The 17,874-nt window shown below is 70.6% G+C and carries 19 protein-coding genes; 7 read left to right on the forward strand and 12 right to left on the reverse strand.

Annotated elements, in window-relative coordinates:
• Positions 1-252 precede the first annotated feature (252 nt).
• The 3 genes from BJ999_RS35960 to BJ999_RS35970 are packed head-to-tail and all read left to right on the forward strand — an operon-like array spanning position 253 to position 3,605.
• Entirely contained in the window at positions 253-879 is a 627-nt protein-coding gene (locus BJ999_RS35960) for an ATP-binding cassette domain-containing protein (RefSeq protein WP_373292653.1), read from the forward strand.
• Between the two features lie 17 nt (positions 880-896).
• Positions 897-3,014 (forward strand): YhgE/Pip family protein, encoded by a 2,118-nt coding sequence (locus BJ999_RS35965; RefSeq protein ID WP_179837387.1) that lies wholly within the window; start codon positions 897-899, stop codon positions 3,012-3,014.
• A gap of 15 nt (positions 3,015-3,029) precedes the next feature.
• On the forward strand, positions 3,030-3,605 hold the full coding sequence (locus BJ999_RS35970) for a TetR/AcrR family transcriptional regulator (protein WP_179837388.1): 576 nt from the start codon (positions 3,030-3,032) through the stop codon (positions 3,603-3,605).
• 3 nt (positions 3,606-3,608) lie between these two features.
• On the opposite strand, the gene BJ999_RS35975 is transcribed toward BJ999_RS35970, so the two are convergent.
• Positions 3,609-4,334: an SDR family oxidoreductase gene (locus BJ999_RS35975; RefSeq protein ID WP_179837389.1), complete on the reverse strand. Its 726-nt coding sequence runs from the start codon at positions 4,332-4,334 to the stop codon at positions 3,609-3,611.
• A gap of 203 nt (positions 4,335-4,537) precedes the next feature.
• Complete coding sequence (locus BJ999_RS35980) at positions 4,538-5,068, reverse strand: pyridoxamine 5'-phosphate oxidase family protein (protein WP_179837390.1); 531 nt, start codon at positions 5,066-5,068, stop codon at positions 4,538-4,540.
• A 224-nt stretch (positions 5,069-5,292) separates the two neighbouring features.
• Here BJ999_RS35980 and BJ999_RS35985 point away from each other — a divergent pair, with 224 nt between their 5' ends.
• Entirely contained in the window at positions 5,293-5,505 is a 213-nt protein-coding gene (locus BJ999_RS35985) for a hypothetical protein (protein WP_179837391.1), read from the forward strand.
• 106 nt (positions 5,506-5,611) lie between these two features.
• On the opposite strand, the gene BJ999_RS35990 is transcribed toward BJ999_RS35985, so the two are convergent.
• A complete protein-coding gene (locus BJ999_RS35990) occupies positions 5,612-5,809 on the reverse strand; it encodes a hypothetical protein (RefSeq protein WP_179837392.1) in 198 nt (65 codons plus the stop codon).
• 35 nt (positions 5,810-5,844) lie between these two features.
• On the opposite strand from BJ999_RS35990, the gene BJ999_RS35995 reads away from it, so the two are divergent.
• Entirely contained in the window at positions 5,845-6,339 is a 495-nt protein-coding gene (locus BJ999_RS35995) for a hypothetical protein (protein ID WP_179837393.1), read from the forward strand.
• Positions 6,340-6,432: 93 nt separating this feature from the next.
• On the opposite strand, the gene BJ999_RS36000 is transcribed toward BJ999_RS35995, so the two are convergent.
• The 8 genes from BJ999_RS36000 to BJ999_RS36035 form a co-directional block, all read right to left on the reverse strand.
• Complete coding sequence (locus BJ999_RS36000; protein WP_179837394.1) at positions 6,433-6,705, reverse strand: DUF6406 domain-containing protein; 273 nt, start codon at positions 6,703-6,705, stop codon at positions 6,433-6,435.
• Complete coding sequence (locus tag BJ999_RS36005) at positions 6,702-7,919, reverse strand: calpain family cysteine peptidase (RefSeq protein ID WP_179837395.1); 1,218 nt, start codon at positions 7,917-7,919, stop codon at positions 6,702-6,704. Before BJ999_RS36005 ends, BJ999_RS36000 begins: the two co-directional genes overlap by 4 nt.
• Positions 7,920-8,101: 182 nt before the next feature.
• Entirely contained in the window at positions 8,102-8,572 is a 471-nt protein-coding gene (locus BJ999_RS36010) for a MarR family winged helix-turn-helix transcriptional regulator (protein WP_218935396.1), read from the reverse strand.
• Between the two features lie 240 nt (positions 8,573-8,812).
• Positions 8,813-10,381, reverse strand: a complete 1,569-nt coding sequence (locus tag BJ999_RS36015; RefSeq protein ID WP_179837396.1) for an acyl-CoA synthetase — start codon at positions 10,379-10,381, stop codon at positions 8,813-8,815.
• Between the two features lie 18 nt (positions 10,382-10,399).
• A complete protein-coding gene (locus BJ999_RS36020) occupies positions 10,400-11,557 on the reverse strand; it encodes a thiolase domain-containing protein (RefSeq protein WP_179837397.1) in 1,158 nt (385 codons plus the stop codon).
• Positions 11,550-12,590, reverse strand: a complete 1,041-nt coding sequence (locus BJ999_RS36025; RefSeq protein WP_179837398.1) for a thiolase domain-containing protein — start codon at positions 12,588-12,590, stop codon at positions 11,550-11,552. The genes BJ999_RS36020 and BJ999_RS36025 overlap by 8 nt, the downstream gene beginning before the upstream one ends.
• On the reverse strand, positions 12,590-13,549 hold the full coding sequence (locus tag BJ999_RS36030) for a Zn-ribbon domain-containing OB-fold protein (protein WP_229809991.1): 960 nt from the start codon (positions 13,547-13,549) through the stop codon (positions 12,590-12,592). Before BJ999_RS36030 ends, BJ999_RS36025 begins: the two co-directional genes overlap by 1 nt.
• Positions 13,539-15,098, reverse strand: a complete 1,560-nt coding sequence (locus BJ999_RS36035) for an acyl-CoA synthetase (RefSeq protein ID WP_179837399.1) — start codon at positions 15,096-15,098, stop codon at positions 13,539-13,541. The genes BJ999_RS36030 and BJ999_RS36035 overlap by 11 nt, the downstream gene beginning before the upstream one ends.
• A gap of 156 nt (positions 15,099-15,254) precedes the next feature.
• On the opposite strand from BJ999_RS36035, the gene BJ999_RS36040 reads away from it, so the two are divergent.
• The gene (locus tag BJ999_RS36040) at positions 15,255-16,067 is read left to right on the forward strand and encodes a crotonase/enoyl-CoA hydratase family protein (RefSeq protein ID WP_179837400.1); all 813 of its coding nucleotides are present in this window, start codon (positions 15,255-15,257) and stop codon (positions 16,065-16,067) included.
• Positions 16,068-16,201: 134 nt separating this feature from the next.
• Positions 16,202-16,600: a hypothetical protein gene (locus tag BJ999_RS36045; RefSeq protein ID WP_179837401.1), complete on the forward strand. Its 399-nt coding sequence runs from the start codon at positions 16,202-16,204 to the stop codon at positions 16,598-16,600.
• A 139-nt stretch (positions 16,601-16,739) separates the two neighbouring features.
• Here BJ999_RS36045 and BJ999_RS36050 read toward each other — a convergent pair whose 3' ends face one another.
• Positions 16,740-17,855, reverse strand: coding sequence for a hypothetical protein (locus BJ999_RS36050; protein ID WP_179837402.1), 1,116 nt, complete (start codon positions 17,853-17,855; stop codon positions 16,740-16,742).
• Positions 17,856-17,874 lie beyond the last annotated feature (19 nt).

Genomic DNA, 17,874 nt, shown 5'->3' on the forward strand with positions numbered 1-17,874 from the left:
GTGACCCGAGTCGTGGGGGTCACGTGTCTGATGTCACCGCTTCGGGCGGATTCGCGAGGTTCATAACGGAGCTAGGTTTGTACTGACCGGTCAGTACAAATTCTCCGGAAGGCCGCGATGACGTCCGAGCACCAGACTCCAGGGACGGCCGCCATGGCCGGGGGGACCGCGGCGCCCGTCCCTGGACCCCGCCCGATCGGCTCGGGGGCTGGCGGGGGCCGCCCCGGAGCCGGCCCCGCGCCCGCACGCGGAATGCCCGTGCGGGCGCGGGGCCTCGGGGCGAAGGGCGCGCGCGGCTGGGTCTTCCGAAACGTCGAACTGGACGTCCCGGCCGGCGCGCTGGTCGCCGTCGGCGGCATCGCGGGCACCGGGCGCACAGCGCTGCTGCTCACGCTCGCCGGGCGCATGCGGCCCGCCGAGGGCACGGTCGCGGTGGGCGGGGTCACCGGGCTCAGGCGGATCCAGCGGGTCGCGGCCCTCGGGATCGTGCCGGGGGTGACCGAACTCGACCCGGCGCTGACCGTCCGGGAGCACGTCGACGAGGCGCTCGCCCTGCGCGAAGGCGTCTTCGGCCGGTTCCGCGGGCGCGAGGCCCGCAGGCGCCGGACCCTCGAACGGGTCGGCCTGGACGTCCGCCCCGGAACGCTCGCCGAGGCACTCGCGCCCGACGAGGCCCGGCTCCTGGGCGCCGCCCTGGCGCTCGCCGGAGATCCCGGGCTGCTCCTGCTCGACGACGTCGACGAGGGGCTGCCCGCCGACCGGCAGCGCGACCTGTGGCGGCGACTGGCCGGGATCGCCGCCACCGGCGTCACCGTGATCGCGTCCTGCCACGACGCCGCGCCCGCCGAGGGCCACGCCACGCACGCACTCTCGCTCTGACCGAGGAGATCCCCCCGATGAGACTTCCCGCGTTGACCTCGGGCGGCCTTGAGCTGCGCCGCTTCCAGCGCAACCGGCTGACCCGCGTCGCGATGGCCGGGCTCGTGCTGCTTCCGCTGCTGTACGCCGGCCTCTACCTCTGGTCGTTCTGGGACCCGTACGCGCGGCTCCAGCACGTTCCGGTCGCGCTGGTCGTCCAGGACGAGCCCGCCAAGGCCGGCGGCAAGACCGTCCACGCGGGGGCCGACCTGGCGGAGGAGCTGAAGAAGCGCAAGGTCTTCGACTGGCGCACCGTCTCGGCGGCGAACGCCGAGGAGGGCGTCCGATCGGGGAGGTACTACATGTCGCTGACGATCCCCGCGGACTTCAGCGCGAAGATCGCGTCGCCGTCCGGGGACGGGACGCCCGCACCGGCGGGGTTGCGGCTCCAGATGAACGACGCGAACAACTACGTGGTCGGGACGCTCGCCCAGGCCGCGTTCAAGGAGATCAGCGCCGCCGCCGGGAGCAAGGCCGTGCACGGCTACCTCGACCAGATCTTCCTCTCCTTCGGCAAGCTGCACGGCGAACTCGGCAAGGCGGCCCAAGGCGCGGACAAGCTCGCGGAGGGTTCCGGCCAGGCGCACAACGGCGCGGGCAGGCTCGCCGAAGGCGCGGGCAAGGCCGAGGCAGGCGCGGGCAAGCTGAAGGGCGGCATCGACGAGGCCCGCTCCGGCAGCGGCAAGCTGACCTCCGGCCTGGAGGAACTCCGCACCGGAACGGGCCGGGTCGCCGCCGGGATGCAGCGGCTGACCACGACCGTCGACCGCGCGGGCGACACCCTCGTCCCGCTGCTGGGGGAGAACGCCCCCGAGATCCGCCAGTCCGCGCTCGCCGTCGCCCGAGGGGCCGACGCCCTCGCCGACGGCGCCGGGCGGCTCCCCGCCCAGACCGGCGCCGCCGTCCAACGGGCGGAGAAGGCGCAGGCCGAACTGGGCACCTACCTCGCCGCGCACCCGGAAGTGCCGCCGGACGTGCGCAACGACCTCACCCGGGCGGCCGCGCAGGTCGTCACCGTCGCAAAGCAGGTGGACGGCTACGTCAGCGGCCACACCGGCGACCTGCGCAAGGTCGCCGCCGACGCCCGGACGGTCGAGCGGGCCGCCCGCAAGATCGCCGAGGACGCGCCCTCCCTGGCCGCCAAGGTCGAGCAGGCGCGCCGCGACGTGGACCGCCTCAACGCCGGAACCCAGCGGGTCAACGCGGGCGCCGGCCGCCTGCTCTCCGGATCGTCCCAGCTCACCTCCGGCCTCGGCGTCCTCTCGGGCGGCGCGGGCGAACTACGGGGCGGCCTGGGGCGACTGTCCGGCGGCGCGGTGACGCTGGAGACGGCCCTCGCGCAGCTCTCCACCGGCAACGAGCAACTGGCGAACGGCCTGGACGAAGGCGTCTCCCAGATCCCGAACTACGGCGAGAAGGAACGCGCCGCACGCGACGACATGATGAGCAACCCGGTGCGGCTGGCCAGCGCCACCGAGAACGCCGTACCGAACTACGGGACCGGGTTCGCGCCGTTCTTCGTCCCCCTCTCCCTGTGGGTCGGCGGCATGATCATCTACATGCTGCTGCGCCCGCTGAACCCCCGCGCGCTCGCGGGCACCGCGCCCGGACGCCGCGTCGCGCTCGCCGGCTGGCTGCCCGCCGCGGCGATCGGCGCGGCGCAGGCCTGCGTCGTCCTCGCCGTCCTGCACTTCGCGCTCGGCCTGCGCGCCGAGCACTGGCCGGGCCTCGTCGCGTTCCTCGCGCTCGCGTCCGCCGCGTTCCTCGCGGTGATCCAGTGGGTGAACGCCCGCTTCGGGCCGATCGGCCGGATCATCGCGCTGGCGCTCCTGATGCTCCAGCTCACCTCGGCCGCCGGCACGTACCCGATCGAGACGAGCCCGGCGTTCTTCCAGGCCGTCCGCCCCTATCTCCCGATGCCGTGGGTCGTGGACGCCGTCCGGCACCTGATCAGCGGCGGCGACCTGACCTCCGTATGGCAGGGTTGTGCGGTGCTGGCCGCATTCCTGGCCGGCGGGCTCGCGCTCACCGCCCTGGCCGTCCGGCACAACCGGGTCTGGACGATGAAGCGCCTGCACCCGGCACTGAGGCTCTGATCGGAGGCAGGGGACGTGGCCCGCATCGCGACCCGGGAGAAGCTCTTCACCGCGGCGATCGAGCTGATCGCCGAGAGCGGGCTCGCCGCGACGACCGTCGACCAGATCGCCGAGCGCGCCGGCGTGGCCAAGGGCACCGTCTACTACAACTTCGACAGCAAGGCCGCGCTGTTCGCGGCGCTGCTGGAGTACGGCGTCGACCGCCTCGCCGCCGCGCTGCGCGAGGCCGCGTCCGGCCGTCCCCCGCTGGAGGCGCTGGAGGCCGTCGTCACCGCCGAGCTGGTGTTCATCGGCGAGCACGAGTCCTTCGCCCGGCTCCTGATCGCCGAGACGTGGCGGGCCGGCGGCGACTGGCAGCACGCCGCCCGCCTGATCCGCGAGCGGGCCATCGGCGTCGTGGCCGACGTCCTGCGCGAAGCCGTCACCACGGGCGACCTCCGCTCCGACCTGGACACCGACACGGCCGCCTCCGCCGTCTTCGGCATGGTCCTCACCGTCGCCCTGGACTGGCGCGCCCTCCAGCCCGGCCGCTCCCTGGACGATGTCCGAGCGACCCTGCTGGCCCTCCTCCGAGGCCGCCTCACCACCTGAATCTCACTGGACGAACTGCTGGCCGCCGTCGATGTCGTAGGTGGCGCCGGTGAGCGCCGTGTTGGCCATGATGTGGACGGCCAGCGCGGCGACGTCGGCCGGACCCACGACCCGGCCGATCGGGAGCGTCGACCGCAGCTCGCTCCTGCGCTCGTCGAGCCGGTCCCCGAGAAGCGACGCCGACAGCGGCGTGTCGACGAAGCCCGCGGCGATGAGGTTGACCCGGACGGGCGCGAGTTCGAGCGCGAGGGTCGCGGTGAACGGGGGCAGCGCCGCGGTGGCGGCGGAGATGAGCCCGAGTCCGCGGTGGATGCGACGACCGCCGGTGCCGCCCATGAGCAGGAGCGTGCCCCCGGGACGCATCCTGGGGGCCGCGCTGCGCGCGATCTGGAGCGCCACCACCATGTGCCCGCCGACCTCCTCGCGCACCTCGTCGGCGTCCATCTCCAGCAGCGGCTTGTAGCGCGGCCCGCCGGCCGTGATCAGCACATGGTCGATCGGAGACGCGAGCCCCTGGAAGAAGCCCGCCACCGCGGCCTCGTCGTTGGCGTCGAAGACCGCCGTGTCCCGCGCGCCCACGTCCGACGCGGCCCGCTCCAGCCGTTCCGGACTGCGACCGGTGAGGACGACCTCGGCCCCCTCGGACCGGGCGAGCCGCGCGGTCTCCAGCCCGATGCCCGCGCTGCCGCCGACAAGGACGACCGTCTGCCCCTCCAACTGCACAGCCATGAAACCCCCCGACGGGTGCCACGCACCACCGGCAAGTACCCGGGCCCATGACAACGAGGCCGGGACGCGTATGGCCACACCATCGCCCGCCGGATCGAGCCCGAAACGCCCGTCGTCCAGGCTTTAGGGACCCTTGAGCAGGCTCGTGGAGCCCTGAACGACGGCCCTCCTCCGAGGCCGCCCCAGCAGCCGATCCGGCCGGGTCAGGCCCCTGACTCCACCGTGAGCTTGGCGATGTCGGGCGCGTAGGCGGCCATCCAGTGCGGACGCAACCGGTAGTAGACGATCTCGCTGTCCCAGTCGAAGGCATCCTCACCGTAGAAGCCCTTGAAGTAGGCGAGCAGGTCCGGCCAGTCCGCGGCCGGCTCCCCGTCCGGCGGGTTGAGGATCTCCACCGTGCCGTGCGTGAACACCCCCAGGTCCTCCCCGCGCAGGTGCGCCGCGCTGACGGCGGGCCGTGCGGCCAGATGCCGGGCCTTGGCCGCGTCGCGCGCCGTGCCGAAGTACCACTTCCCGTGCAGGAAGTGCCCGTCCACACCGCTGATCCGCGGCTCCCCCTTGGCGGTCACCGTGGACAGGGCCAGGGTGCACATGCCGGTGAGCACCTGGCAGAGCTGCCGCGCGGTCAACGTCCTCTCCGCGTTGATGATCGAGCGCAGATGCGCGGTGGAACGGGATAGAGAGTCGTCCAGGAGTGCCTGGAGCTCTGTGAGTTCTTCTCTGGTTTCACGCATGGCAAGTCCTAGTCCGAAGGGTCCGGTCCACATCCTCATCCCCAGCGTCGGCCGGGCCCCCACCCTCTCCCCAAAACCTGACACCTACCGTCAGGTTTTTTCCCCGCCCCCACCCCTGGCCGACGAGTCACGATCTGTCGTGATCATCAGTTGGCACTCCGATAGGGTCACACGCGTGCGGCGGCCATCAGGGCCATCGCGTTCTCAAACAAGGGAAACCCGAGATGGCAGAGAACGGAAAGTTCTACGTCAACACCGGTGGGCGTTCCGACGCCAACACCGAGGCCGGACTCGCGATCAACGCGGCTCAGAGCGACAAGGCGGCCGGCGGCGACGGTGTCGTGGACATCATCGCGGACGGCCAGAAGGTCGGTCAGGTCTCGATCCACGGCGACCACGCCACCCTGGCGGAGGAGCTCAAGGACAAGATGAACTGACACGTCCCTCCGCACGAGCAAATGACGCTCCGGCGCGGCATCCCCGCCGCGCCGGAGCGTTCCTACACCAGCCGCGAACCGTGAAGACCTCCCCAAAGAACGCAGTTCAGACATCCCACACTTCAGCCATGAAGGTGCCGAGGAAAAGTTTTGGTGGCCTGAACGAACTTTTCTGTACCGGTAGAACATCCAGACGGCCGCAGTTGCGCGCGGGTTCGGGGATCTGCCGGTCGGATTGATCACGTCCCGGCACGCCAACTTCCTCCGGTCCCCACCTCATCTCATCCGGCAGAAGCGCGATCACGAGAGGTCGCGCACCGAGAGCGAGAGCGAGGACCCATGCGGAAGATCGTGATCACCGGAGTGGCGGCGGCACTGGCGCTTGGCCTGACGGCCTGCGGCGGTAACGGCGACGGCAACTCCGCGGCGGCGCCCTCCTCGCCCGCGAGCTCCGCGCCGAGCGAGTCGTCGACGCCGGACGGCGGGTCCTCGCCGGGCGCTCCCTCCACCCCGCAGGGCTCGGGCGGTTCGGGTGCCCCGGGAGGCCGGCGCACCCCGCTCGCGCAGCAGGGCGGCCAGCAGATCACCACCAAGTGGGGGCCGCTGCGCTACCTGGCGCCGGGCAAGTACACCGTCGGAAACGTCGCCTTCTTCACCGCCACCGACACCGTCCTGTACGTCGCCGGAGGCACCTGCCCCAACGGCACCCCCACCCCGCCCGACGTCAGCAAGTGCTCCGTCGACGGACTCGACCAGTGGGTGAAGGCCTCCCCGCACAACGCCGCCGTCCGCTTCTCCGGCCAGACCGCCACCCGCATCACCGAGACCCAGTAGCACTCAGTCCCGGCGCCTCCCTCAACAGCCTCGCAAGAACGAGGTAGAAGTCATGAGGGAGGCCCTGGGGCATTGCCCGGGCGGCATTCCTGATCAACTGGTACGGCGGACTACTACTTCCCACTCCCAGTCGGCGTTGTCGGGGAATACAACCTCCGCGACCTGCCACGTCTGGTCATCCACCGGGAAGGTGTCACCAGGGCGGAGTGTGTACTCGAACTCCTCTCCGGTCTCCTCCATGGACACACCAAGAAGCACCTCTGGAGGGTCCAGTCGCTTCACCGTCGCCACGTCGAAACCGGCTTTACCTATCGTGTAGAACCGATTTGGCTTGATCCGATGTCCGGTAACGCCTTCCATCTTCATCCACCTCCGGTTTCACCTTCAAGTGCTGCGTAGTAGCTATTAAAATGTTTCGTAAATTCTGCGATCGGTACCGGATCGGGATGCTTGTGGCCGTAGGGATTGCGCAGTAGGGCCTTGCCGTCCTCAACACCGATCAACTCGTAAGCATGCTGGCATCTCAGTTTGTACACTCTGGGATCAGCACGTTGCATGAAATCTGGCACGGTCGAGACCACGGTTGGCCGCCCGGACTCGACCAAGGCAGTGAGGACCGCTTCGTTGTCAGCAGCGGCTCCGGGGTCTGTGTTCAACCGGTCGACGCACGCCGGTCGACCGGTCAACTGTGCGAGGATCTCGGCCTGCGTCCATGCTCCGGTCCCCTTGTCGAGACGAGCATAGCCACGTTCGGCGGGATTGCCGAGCAACGGATTCTGGCCACGTTCGGGGGGCCAGGTTTCATCCACGGCTCCCAGGGCTTTTTCTATGTATCCAGGCCAGGTCACACCGGCGTTCGTGCACCGCGCGAACGCGGCTTCGCCCGGCTTTTCAGCGAGCACTGGAACGTCTTTCGTGACCGTTATATCAAGGATGCGGCCAGTGGGGGTCGCAATGTCGCCGTCTTTGAACTCCGTCTCATGCAAGGAGACGGTCACCGTGCCGTCTTCGTTGTCCCGCACTGAGCTCTGAATCTTGTCCGGCACTTTTCCGGCCACGGCTCCCATCGCGGCGATAACGCCACAGTCGCCAAGCGCTCCCTGCCGCGCATCCTCCCTTTTGGGAATTCCGTCAAAGAGCGGGAGCGCCTGCTTCTCGCCGCCTTCATCCGTTCTGTGTGGACGCCCATACTCGACCACGGTGCTGAGGTCGTCAGGGATGTCGAGGCGATCCGCCGCTACCTCGATCCTCTCCTCGGTGTCGTTCGCGGAGTCCTCGCCGTCGGCGGCTGTGGGCTCTGGCTTTCCGAGGAGCTGCTCGGCCGCGGCGATCCAGGCGGACAGATCATCGTTCTCCGCTCCTCCGGCAAGGAGGCCCTGCTCCGCAGGCCTGTCCTTGGAGACGGCCCCGACCTGTTCTTCGTCGGCGTTCTGCGACTGGGCGGGCTCGCGAGCACGGGCGAGGCTTTGCAGGCGGGACGGCTGGTCCGGGGAGCCGGGATTGTCGGGGCGCAAACCCGGTTTCCGGGGCTGTACCGACGAATTGTCGACCGCTTCCTTGGGGGTGTGCTCGATGCCCACGCGTGCAGCCCTTCCGCCGGGGAGGCCGAGACGGTTCGCCGGGCATGGCCCTAGGGGCCCGCCACGCCACGCCGTCTTCATGTAAGCGCAGCGGGCCGTCAAGCGTCCACATTCGGGCCTGGCGGATGAGTGAGGTCGTTGCGTCCGCGTGAGGTTTCCGGCGGCCGGGCGGCGGGGCGCTGTCAGGGGAGTTTGCGGATTTCCTCGATGACGGACGGCATCGTCTCGTTGTTGTGGCGGATCCAGTCGAGGAGGAGGGCCACCTGGTCGTCGGTGTAGGTGTCGAGGCGGTCGCGGAAGGCGCGGCCTATCGGTTCGAAGTAGCGGGCGAACTGGGCGACGTTCTCCTCGACGAGTTCGACGATCACGCGGCGGCGGTCGTCGGGGTCGCGGGTGCGGCGAACGTAGCCGGCTCGCTCCAGGCGGTCGATGACGGCGGTGATGGCGCCGCCGGTCGTGATGCCCATGAGCTGGGCGAGCTGGCCGGGCGTCTGCGGGCCGTCCAGCGTCAGCGCGTTGACGCACTGCGCGTCGGTGACGTTCATGCCCGCCTTGCTCGCGGTGGCATGGTGCAGCAGCACCGTGAACATCGTGCTGCGCTGCATCGCCATCTGCAGCTCGCCCGCCATCCGCTCGCGCTCCGGGGTCGACACGCCTTGACCTCTCTCCCTTTTTCTCTCATGTAGAGACACTCATTTCAAGAGCGACTCTTTGAGGGAGATTCTATCGACCCGACCCCGGCGGGACCAGGCGGGACGCCGACGGCGTGTGGCGCAGCCGACACCGTTCAATGATCGCACCACCGCGGGGCTCCACCTACCCTAACGTTGTTAGGACCACTAACCAGAGGTCCGCGCCTGGCCCCGAATCCCACGAAGGTTCGGGGCCGACCCCTATCTGGCCCCCTCCGCCACCTGCTTCGCCCAGCGGTAGTCCGCCTTGCCGGCCGGGGAGCGCTTCATCTCCGCGACGAACGCGTAGACGCGCGGCACCTTGTAGCCCGACAGCTTCCTGCGGCAGTGCTCGTTCAGCTCCTCGAAGGACGGCTCCGCGCCGGAGGGCTGGATCACCGCAGCGACGCGGTTGCCCCAGCGTTCGTCCGGAATGCCCGTCACGACCGCGTCGTAGACGGACGGGTGGCCCTTGAGGACGGCCTCGACCTCTTCCGGGAACACCTTCTCGCCGCCGGTGTTGATGGCCTGCGAGCCGCGGCCGTACACGGCGATCGAGCCGTCCTCCTCCACGGTCGCGATGTCGCCGGTGAGCAGCCAGCGCCTGCCGTCCACCAGGGGGAACGTCCTGGCGGTCTTCTCCGGGTCGTTGTAGTAGCCCTGCGCGATGTAGCCGGTGCGGGCGACCTGGCCGATCACGCCGGATCCCGGTTTGACGGGCTGGAACGCGTCGTCCAGGACGGTGACGTTCTCCACGTCCGGCGCGAACCGCAGCCCCTTCTCCGGGGTGGAGCCGGCGACCGCCTCGGCCGTCGAGCCCGACTCGGTCGAACCGAAGCGGTCCAGGATCATCGTGTTCGGCAGCAGCCGCTGGATGCGGTCGCGGACCGTCCCGGTGAAGATCGCGCCGGTGGAGACGTAGGCCAGCAGGGACGAGGTGTCGTAGTCCCCGGCCGCCAGCTCCTCCGCCATCGGGATCGCCATGGCGTCCCCGGTGATCGTCAGCGAGTTGACCTTCTCCCGCTCGATCGTCCGCCACACGTCGGCCGCGTCGAACTTGCGCGTGTAGACGAGCGTCGCGCCCATGAACCAGGCGATCCAGGTGGCCATCTGCGCGGCGCCGTGCATCAGGGGCGCGACCGGCATCATGGTCATCGGGCCGCCGTTGCGGGCGTTCTCGACGATGTCCTCCGGCTTGGTCGGACGGGGATACGTGGGGTTCCAGAACGCGAGCAGCATCTGCTCGGTCGACCACATGACGCCCTTCGGCATCCCGGTCGTCCCGCCGGTGTAGATGATGTAGAGGTCGTCCCTGGAACGCGCCGGGAAGTCACGTGCGCCCGAGGCGTCCTTCAGGGCGTCGTCGTAGGCGACCGCCCCCGGGATGGACGGCTCGCCGCCCACCGCGACGAGGTGCCGCAGCTCGGGCGCCTCCGGGACGGTCGCCGCGACGCGGTCCTCGAACTCCACGTCGTACAGCAGCGCGACGCTGTCGGAGTCCCGGTACACGTAGAGCAGCTCGCTCTCCACGTACCGGTAGTTGACGTTGATGGGCACGGCCCGGATCTTCAGCGCGGCCAGCAGCGCGGCGGCGTACTCGACGCCGTTGTAGAGCTGCACGGCGACGTGCTGGCCGGGTCCGACGCCCGCGTCCGCCAGATGGTGCGCGAGGCGGTTGGCGTGCTCGTCCAGCTCGGCGTAGGTGAGCCGCCGGTCGCCGCACACCAGCGCGAGACGGTCCCCGATCGCGTCCGCGACACCCTCGAACAGGTCAGCGTGGTTGAACTCCATCGGACGGGCCTCCGGGAATCAGGGTTTGTCGCTGCCGACGATCCACATGGCGAAGAACTGGGCTCCGCCTCCGTAGGCGTGGCCGAGCGCGCGGCGCGCGCCGTCCACCTGGTGCTCCCCCGCCTGGCCGCGCACCTGCAGCGCCGCCTCGGCGAACCGGATCATCCCGGACGCCCCGATCGGGTTGGACGACAGGACGCCGCCGGACGGGTTCCACGGGATGTCGCCGTCCAGGGCCGTCGCGCCCGCCTCGGTGAGCTTCCAGCCCTCGCTCTCGCCGCAGAACCCGAGGTTCTCCAGCCACATCGGCTCGTACCAGGAGAACGGGACGTAGACCTCGGCGCAGTCCAGCTCGCGGCGCGGGTCCGAGATGCCGGCCTGCCGGTAGACGTCCGCCGCCGCGTCCTTGCCGCCCTGCGGGCTCACGGTGTCGCGTCCGGCGAACTGCATCGGCTCCGACCGCATCGCCGTGCCGTGCACCCAGGCGGGCGGGGCCGGGGCCTTCTTCGCCGCGTCCTCCGAGGCCAGCACCATCGCGCACGCGCCGTCCGACGACGGGCACGTCTCCAGGTAGCGGATCGGCTCCCAGAGCATGGGCGTCGACTCGACCATCTCGCGGGAGATGCCGGGGATCTTCAGGTGCGCGTACGGGTTCTTCAGGGCGTTCTGCCGGTCCTTGACCGCGACGAGCGTCCCGACGTGGTCGGGGGCGCCCGAGCGGCGCATGTAGGCGCGGATGTGCGGCGCGAAGTAGCCGCCCGCGCCCACGACCAGCGACGTCGTGAACGGCGAGTTCACCGTCAGCGCCCATGTCGCGTTCGACTCCGACTGCTTCTCCCACGCGATCGTGAGGACGCGGTCGTGGACGCCGCCCTGGATGAGGCCCGCCGCGACGATCGCCGTGGAGCCGCCGACCGACCCGGCGGTGTGCACCCGCATGATCGGCTTGCCGGCGGCGCCGAGCGCCTCGGCGAGGAACGTCTCCGGCATCATGACGCCCTCGAACAGGTCGGGGGCCTTGCCGACGACGACCGCGTCGATGTCCTTCCAGGTCAGCTGTGCGTCCTCCAGCGCCCGGCGGGCCGCCTCGCGCAGCAGCCCGGCCATCGACACGTCCAGCCGCTTGGTCTTGTACGCCGTCTGCCCGACGCCGATGATCGCGCAACGGTTAGCCATGGTTCTCTCCCGACAGGACGCAGACGAGGTTCTGCTGGAGGCAGGGGCCGGACGAGGCGTGCCCCAGCGTGCGGGACGCCGACCCGTCGTGGATGCGGGACGCGGCCTCGCCGATCCGGATGAGGCCGGCGGCCATCATCGGGTTCGCCGACAGCGGCCCGCCGGACGGGTTGACCGCCGCGTCCTCGCCCAGGCCGAGCGCCTCCCGCAGCATCAGCTCCTCGTGGGTGTACTGCGCGTGCAGCTCGGCGACCTCGATCCCGGTCGCGCCGGCCTTCTCGCCCGCGACGCGCGCCGACTCCGAACGGCTCAGGTCGCGGACGCCCGGCGCGTGCGGCTCGGTGCGGTGGTCGATCCCGGTGATCCACGCGGGACGCTCGCACAGCTCGCGGGCCCGGTCGCCCGCCGCGAGGACGATCGCGGCGGCGCCGTCGGTGATGGGCGCGACGTCGTAGGGGTGCAGCGGCGCGACGTCGTAGTCGTCGCCCTCGGGCTCGGGCAGGTGCAGCGCGAACGGGTTGCCGTGCCCGGCCTCGCGGGACCGCGCGGCGACGGCGCGCAGGTCGTCCTCCTTGGCGCCCGACCGCTCCATGTAGGCGCGGGCCTGGAGCGCGGCCAGGGACACCGCGTCGATGCCGAGCGGCGCCAGGTGGTAGGGGTCGAGCTGCTGGGTGAGGACGGCGCGCAGGTTGCCCTGCGTCGACTTCCCGAACCCGTACACGAGCGCGGTGTCGATGTCGCCGTGCTGGAGCTTCACCCACGCCTCGTACAGTGCCCAGGCGGCGTCCATCTCGACGTGGCTCTCGGAGATCGGCGGCCAGGCGCCGAGGGCGTCCAGCGCCGACACGAACGCGAACGGGGCGCCGGCGAGGTAGTCGCAGGATCCGGAGCAGGTGAAGCCGAACTGCTTCTGGCCCGTCCGCTCCTTGATCTCGGTGATGACGGGGGCCAGGAGCTCGATCTCGGCCATTCCCCGGTCCTCACCGCTGTGCTCGGTCTGCGCGAACGCGACCACGGCCACGGGACGAGGCATCACATGAAGTCCTTGATCTCTTCGAAGGGGACGTCGGGCTCGTCGATGGGCTCGAACCACTTGATGTTGCCCATCGACCGCTCCCACTCCTCGCGGGGCCGCCACGCCGCCTTCACCCGCATGCCCATCCGGACCTGGTCGGCCGGGATGCCCGCCACGAGCGTCAGCATCGTCAGGCCCGCGCCGTCCAGCAGGACGTAGGCGGACACGAACGGCACCTCGGGCGCGCGCGGGTCGGGGATGTTGTTGACCGCGAAGGTGGTGACGGTGCCGGTGTCGGGCAGCTCCACCTCCTCCGTCGTGGGGACGCCGTCGCGCGGGCACAGCCCCTTCATCGGGACGATCACCGACTCGCACACCGGGCACCTGTGGCCGAGGATGCGGCCCTCGGAGACGCCCTCCAGGAAGCGCTGCAGGGCCTGCCCGCCCTTGAGCCGGTACTCCAGCCGCGTCGGTGCATTGATCATGGTGACCTCGGGCTGGAAGCACTCGATGTCGCCGATCCCGCCGGTGCGCTCGGCCCGCCACCGGGGGCGGACGCGCATCCCGGTCCTGAGGAACTTCGGCGGCTTCGCGCCCTCCTCGAAGATCCCGAGGTCGAGGGCGTGCAGGAGCGCGGTGTCGGCGCCGTCCGGACGGACCAGCGCCCAGGCGAACGGGCGGTCGAGCGGGTGCTCCTTCGCCGGGTGCGCCACCCACGACCAGGTCGTGACCGTCCCGACCGGGCCGACCTCGACGAACTCCTCCGTGACGTCCTCGCCGGTCTCCGGGTCGTACTCCGACGGCGGGACGAGGACCCGGCCGTCCGCCGTCCGGACGCCCACCAGCCGGCCGTCCCGCAGCTCGCTGAAGAAGCGGCCGATCACCGGGCCGACCGAACGCGTGTAGCCGCCGGGGAACTCCAGGACGTGGTTCGGCTCGGGCTGCCCGGTGTCTGCGGGCGCCGTGTCAGATGGCACTGTCGCGGTCCTTCCAGTACGGGTCCCTGAGCTTGCGCTTGAGGAGCTTGCCGTTGGGCTCGCGCGGCATCGTCTCGATGAAGTCGACCGACCTCGGCCACTTCATCTTGGCCAGCCGCCCCTCCAGCGACGCGAGGATCTCCTCCGCGAGCGCCGGGCCGGGCTCGACGCCCTCGGCGGGCTCCACGACGGCCTTGATCTGCTCGCCCCACTCCTCGTCCGGGATGCCGAACACGGCCACGTCCCCGACCTTGGGATGCAGGATGATCTCGTTCTCGATCTCGGCCGGGTAGATGTTCGCGCCGCCCGAAATGATCATGTCGGCCTTGCGGTCGGACAGGAACAGGAACCCGTCCTCGGTCAGGTACCCGATGTCCCCGACGGTGAAGAAGTCCTTCAGCCGGTTCTTCTCCGTCTTCTCCCTGTCGCCCTTGTACTCGAACTCGACGCCGGCCATCTTCATGTAGATCGTGCCGTGCGCCCCCGTCGGGACGGGCTCGCCGTCGTCGTCCACGATCAGCAGCTCGCTGATCGGCCACGCGTTGCCGACCGTGCCGGGGTGGGCGCGCCAGTCGGCCGGGCTGGCGATCGTCCCGCCGCCCTCCGTCGCCGCGTAGTACTCCCAGATGCAGTCGCCCCACCATTCGAGCATCTGCTGCTTGAGCGGCACCGGGCACGGCGCCGCCGCGTGGATCGCCCACTTCATGCTCGACACGTCGTACCGGGACCGGACGTCCTCCGGCAGCGACAGCAGCCGCTTGAAGTGCGTCGGCACCATGTGGGTGTTGCTGACGCGGTGCTCCTGGATCAGCCGCAGGGTCTCCTCGGCGTCCCACTTGTCCATGTAGACGAGCGTGTGGCCCATCTGCAGGGCCGTCCCGCCGAACTGGGTGACGGCCGTGTGGTAGTTCGGGGAGGTGACGAGATGCGCCTGGTGCTCGCCCCCGGCGGGGCGGCCCGGAGGAATGCCGAACATGCCGAGCAGGAAGGTCATCAGCTCGGCGCTGTCGTCGGGGTCGAGCCCGGCGAGCGCTCGCTTGACGCCCTTCGGCCGTCCCGTCGTCCCGGACGTGTAGTGCATCGTGGCACCGTTGGTGCGGTCGTCCGGCAGTGTGTCGGGCTGCCCGTCCACCAGCTCCGCGACCGGCCGGAAGCCCTCGACCTCCCCGAACGCGAACCGCCGGTGCGCCTCGATCTCCTCGCCCGCGCGCGTGCCCTCGGCGGCGTACCGCTCGTGCACGAAGAACGCCTTGGCCTCGCTGTCGGCGACGATGTAGCCGATCTCCGGACCGGTCAGATGCCAGTTGATCGGCGTGTAGTACCAGCCCGCCTGGAGCGCCGCCAGATAGAGGACGACCCCGTCCGCGCCGTTCGGGACGAGGCCGCAGATGCCGTCGCCCTTCTCCAGGCCCAGCGCGCGCAGGCCGTGGACGAGCCGGTTCGCGCGTGCCAGCAGGTCGCCCGCGGCGTGCGGCGTCCCGTCCGGATCGACGGCGGCGACCCACTCGGGATCGGCCTGCGCCAGCCGCCAAAAGCCCAATGACCCCATCGGATCTCCCTACGTGAGCACAGTGAGCACCGGCACCCGCTGCGGGCGCCCGGCGTCCAAAGTAGATCACGTTCTCGTTTTGCAGTTCAACCCCTACCGGTAGGGCAGCGGCTTAACTAGAATCTGTTCTCGTTTGACATCTGAGCTGGAGGAACCATGACGGAACGGCTGCCGATCAGCACCGAGCACTGCATCGTCGAGCGCGACGGCCACGTCGTCATCGTCACGATGAACCGCCCGGAGGCGCGCAACGCGCTCAGCTCGTCCATGCTGGTGGGCCTCGCCGACGCCTGGGCCTACATCTCCGACACCCCCGAGGTCCGCGTCGCCGTCCTCACCGGGGCCGAGGGCACGTTCTGCGCCGGCGCCGACCTGAAGGCGATGGGGCAGCAGCCGTCCGACCCCCGCGTCCAGGAGCGGATGGCGCAGATCCCCGACTTCCACTGGAAGGGCCTGCTGCGCGAGGGCCAGCCGACCAAGCCGCTGATCTGCGCCATCGAGGGCTACGCCGTGGCCGGCGGCACCGAGCTGCTCGTCGGCACCGACCTGCGCGTGGTCGCCGAGGGCGCCACCCTCGGCCTTTACGAGGCGAAGCGCGGCCTGTTCCCCATGGGCGGCTCCGCGATCCGCCTCCCCCGCCAGATCGGCTACGCCAACGCGATGGACATCCTGCTGACCGCCCGCTCGGTCACCCCGCAGGAGGCCCTCGCCATGGGCCTGATCAACAAGATCGTCCCGGACGGGCAGGCGCTCGCCGCCGCCCGCGAGCTGGCCGACCAGATCGCCGCCTGCGGCCCCCTGGCCGTCCAGGGCATCCTGCGCACCTACCGCGAGACCCAGCACTTGTCCGAGGAGGACGCCCTCAAGATCTCCGACGAGATCGGCTGGCCGGTCATCGGCTCCGAGGACGCCAAGGAGGGCTCGCGCGCCTTCAAGGAGAAGCGCCCGCCCGTCTACCACGGCAAGTGACCGTCCGCCCCGCCCGGTCTGACCCGGACTCTGACCGATGATCCGATAACGGACTGTCCGTAAATAGGGGGCGGGTTTGCGGGGGCCCTCGCGTGGCATCGCCTGGGGCGAAGGCGAGCACGGAAGGACCTGCCATGGCCCTGCATCTGGGACGCAAGCACGAGACGCCGGAGGAGACGTCCCCCCGTCCGCCACGGCGGACGCTCTGGCGGCGGACGGACGGCACAGCCGTCCAGCGCAAGCCGCCGCGGTGGCGGCGCAGCAGGCCGAACCCGGTCAGCGCGATGATCATGGCGGCGGGCTGGGCGGCGGTCGCCGTCCTCGCCCTCGGCATGCTGCTGACGTGGGGCGACGCGAATCCGGCGAACACCCTGGTGGACGCCACACTCGACGCGGGACGCTGGCTTGCCACGCCGTTCCACGACGTCTTCACGCGCAGCGACCCCGACGAGCAGCTCTACATCAACTGGGCCCTCGCCGGCGCCGTCTACTACGTCCTGGCCCGCGCGCTGTCCTGGATGACCCGCTTCTGACCCGCCTTCGGGCCCGCCCGCGGGCCGAAGGTCCTGGCCGGAGGCGCGGGAGGAGCCGCCGCCCCGGACGCGAACGGACCGGCGCCCGCCCCCGGAGACCACTCTTCCGAGGGCGGGCGCCGGTCCGGTTGGATCACCGTCAGTTGCTGCGCCAGTGCGCCAGGTCGGCCCACCGGGTCGCGTCGGTGCTCGTGTAACCGACCGCCCACATGGTCGTGGTGCCCGGGCGGAGGGCCAGCTCCGTGGGGATGGCCTTCGTCCCGGTGGGCTGGGCCAGGCTCTCGTCGGACCAGACGCCCGCCGCGGTGCGGTGGCGCATGTTGGCGCCGGCGGAGACCCAGATACCGCCCGCGCCGTCCGAGGCGACCTTGGTCAGGTAGGTGCCGGGGGCGCCGAGGACGTTGCTCCACGCGGTGCCGTTCCAGTGCGCCAGCAGCGAACGCGAGACCTTCTTACCCGATTCGTCGATCACCCGCACCGACCCGACCGCCCAGACGTCGTTCGCGGAGGCGGCGTACACGTCGCTCAGGGTGGACGCGATCTCACTCTTGACGTCCACGCCGTCGATCCGGGGGAACGGAACGTTGGTCCACGAGGTGCCGTTCCAGTGGGCCGTGGCGGGCTGCCCCTCAGCCCAGCCGACCGCCCACGCGCTGGTGGGCGAGACGGCCGTGATCGCGCGGGGCTTGATCCCGATCGGGGTGTCGGCCCAGGCCGTGCCGTTCCAGCGCTTGGCCGCCGAACTGCTGACCACCCATGCGCTGCCGGGGCCCGCGGTGGCGATGTCGCTGGGCTGGAAGCTCAGCGGGACCTTGAACGTCTTCCAGGCCGTGCCGTTCCATTGCAGCACGGCGTGGGAATCGCCCGAGGTGTTGAGCTGGGCGGCCAGCCACAGGTTCGACGCCGACGTGGCCGCGGCGGCGTTGAAGCGGTACGGGGCGGCGGCCGCCGGCAGTGTCACGTTGCTCCAGGTGCTGCCGGTCAGGCGCTGGAGGATCGGCTTGTAGACGCCGCTCGCCTGCCGGCCTCCGGCGGCCCACATGGTGCCGTCGGGTGCCGCGGCGAGACCACTGAGGCTGGTGCCGGTGTCGGCCGTGGGGCTGCTCTGGACGATGGGCCACGTCGTCCCATCGGCCGCCCCAACGGACGACGCGCGGTGCTCGCCGGGGCTCGCCGCGGTGATCCCGGCGGCGGCGATCGCACCCAGGGCGAGGGTGGTCCCCGCGAACACGGCGAGCCTGCTACTTCTCTTCACCCGATACCTTTTCAGTCGA

The sequence above is a fragment of the Actinomadura citrea genome (genome assembly GCF_013409045.1).
Taxonomy (GTDB): domain Bacteria; phylum Actinomycetota; class Actinomycetes; order Streptosporangiales; family Streptosporangiaceae; genus Spirillospora; species Spirillospora citrea.

What these genes read in the sequence shown, in the direction of transcription:
- BJ999_RS35960 (WP_373292653.1), top strand. Translation starts at nt 253, where the DNA reads ATGCCCGTGCGGGCGCGGGGCCTCGGGGCGAAGGGCGCGCGCGGCTGG.
- BJ999_RS36045 (WP_179837401.1), top strand. Translation starts at nt 16,202, where the DNA reads ATGGCCCTGCATCTGGGACGCAAGCACGAGACGCCGGAGGAGACGTCC.
- BJ999_RS35965 (WP_179837387.1), top strand. Translation starts at nt 897, where the DNA reads ATGAGACTTCCCGCGTTGACCTCGGGCGGCCTTGAGCTGCGCCGCTTC.
- BJ999_RS35980 (WP_179837390.1), bottom strand. Translation starts at nt 5,068, where the DNA reads ATGCGTGAAACCAGAGAAGAACTCACAGAGCTCCAGGCACTCCTGGAC.
- BJ999_RS35985 (WP_179837391.1), top strand. Translation starts at nt 5,293, where the DNA reads ATGGCAGAGAACGGAAAGTTCTACGTCAACACCGGTGGGCGTTCCGAC.
- BJ999_RS35995 (WP_179837393.1), top strand. Translation starts at nt 5,845, where the DNA reads ATGCGGAAGATCGTGATCACCGGAGTGGCGGCGGCACTGGCGCTTGGC.
- BJ999_RS35975 (WP_179837389.1), bottom strand. Translation starts at nt 4,334, where the DNA reads ATGGCTGTGCAGTTGGAGGGGCAGACGGTCGTCCTTGTCGGCGGCAGC.
- BJ999_RS36040 (WP_179837400.1), top strand. Translation starts at nt 15,255, where the DNA reads ATGACGGAACGGCTGCCGATCAGCACCGAGCACTGCATCGTCGAGCGC.
- BJ999_RS36015 (WP_179837396.1), bottom strand. Translation starts at nt 10,381, where the DNA reads ATGGAGTTCAACCACGCTGACCTGTTCGAGGGTGTCGCGGACGCGATC.
- BJ999_RS36025 (WP_179837398.1), bottom strand. Translation starts at nt 12,590, where the DNA reads ATGCCTCGTCCCGTGGCCGTGGTCGCGTTCGCGCAGACCGAGCACAGC.
- BJ999_RS36035 (WP_179837399.1), bottom strand. Translation starts at nt 15,098, where the DNA reads ATGGGGTCATTGGGCTTTTGGCGGCTGGCGCAGGCCGATCCCGAGTGG.
- BJ999_RS36020 (WP_179837397.1), bottom strand. Translation starts at nt 11,557, where the DNA reads ATGGCTAACCGTTGCGCGATCATCGGCGTCGGGCAGACGGCGTACAAG.
- BJ999_RS36000 (WP_179837394.1), bottom strand. Translation starts at nt 6,705, where the DNA reads ATGAAGATGGAAGGCGTTACCGGACATCGGATCAAGCCAAATCGGTTC.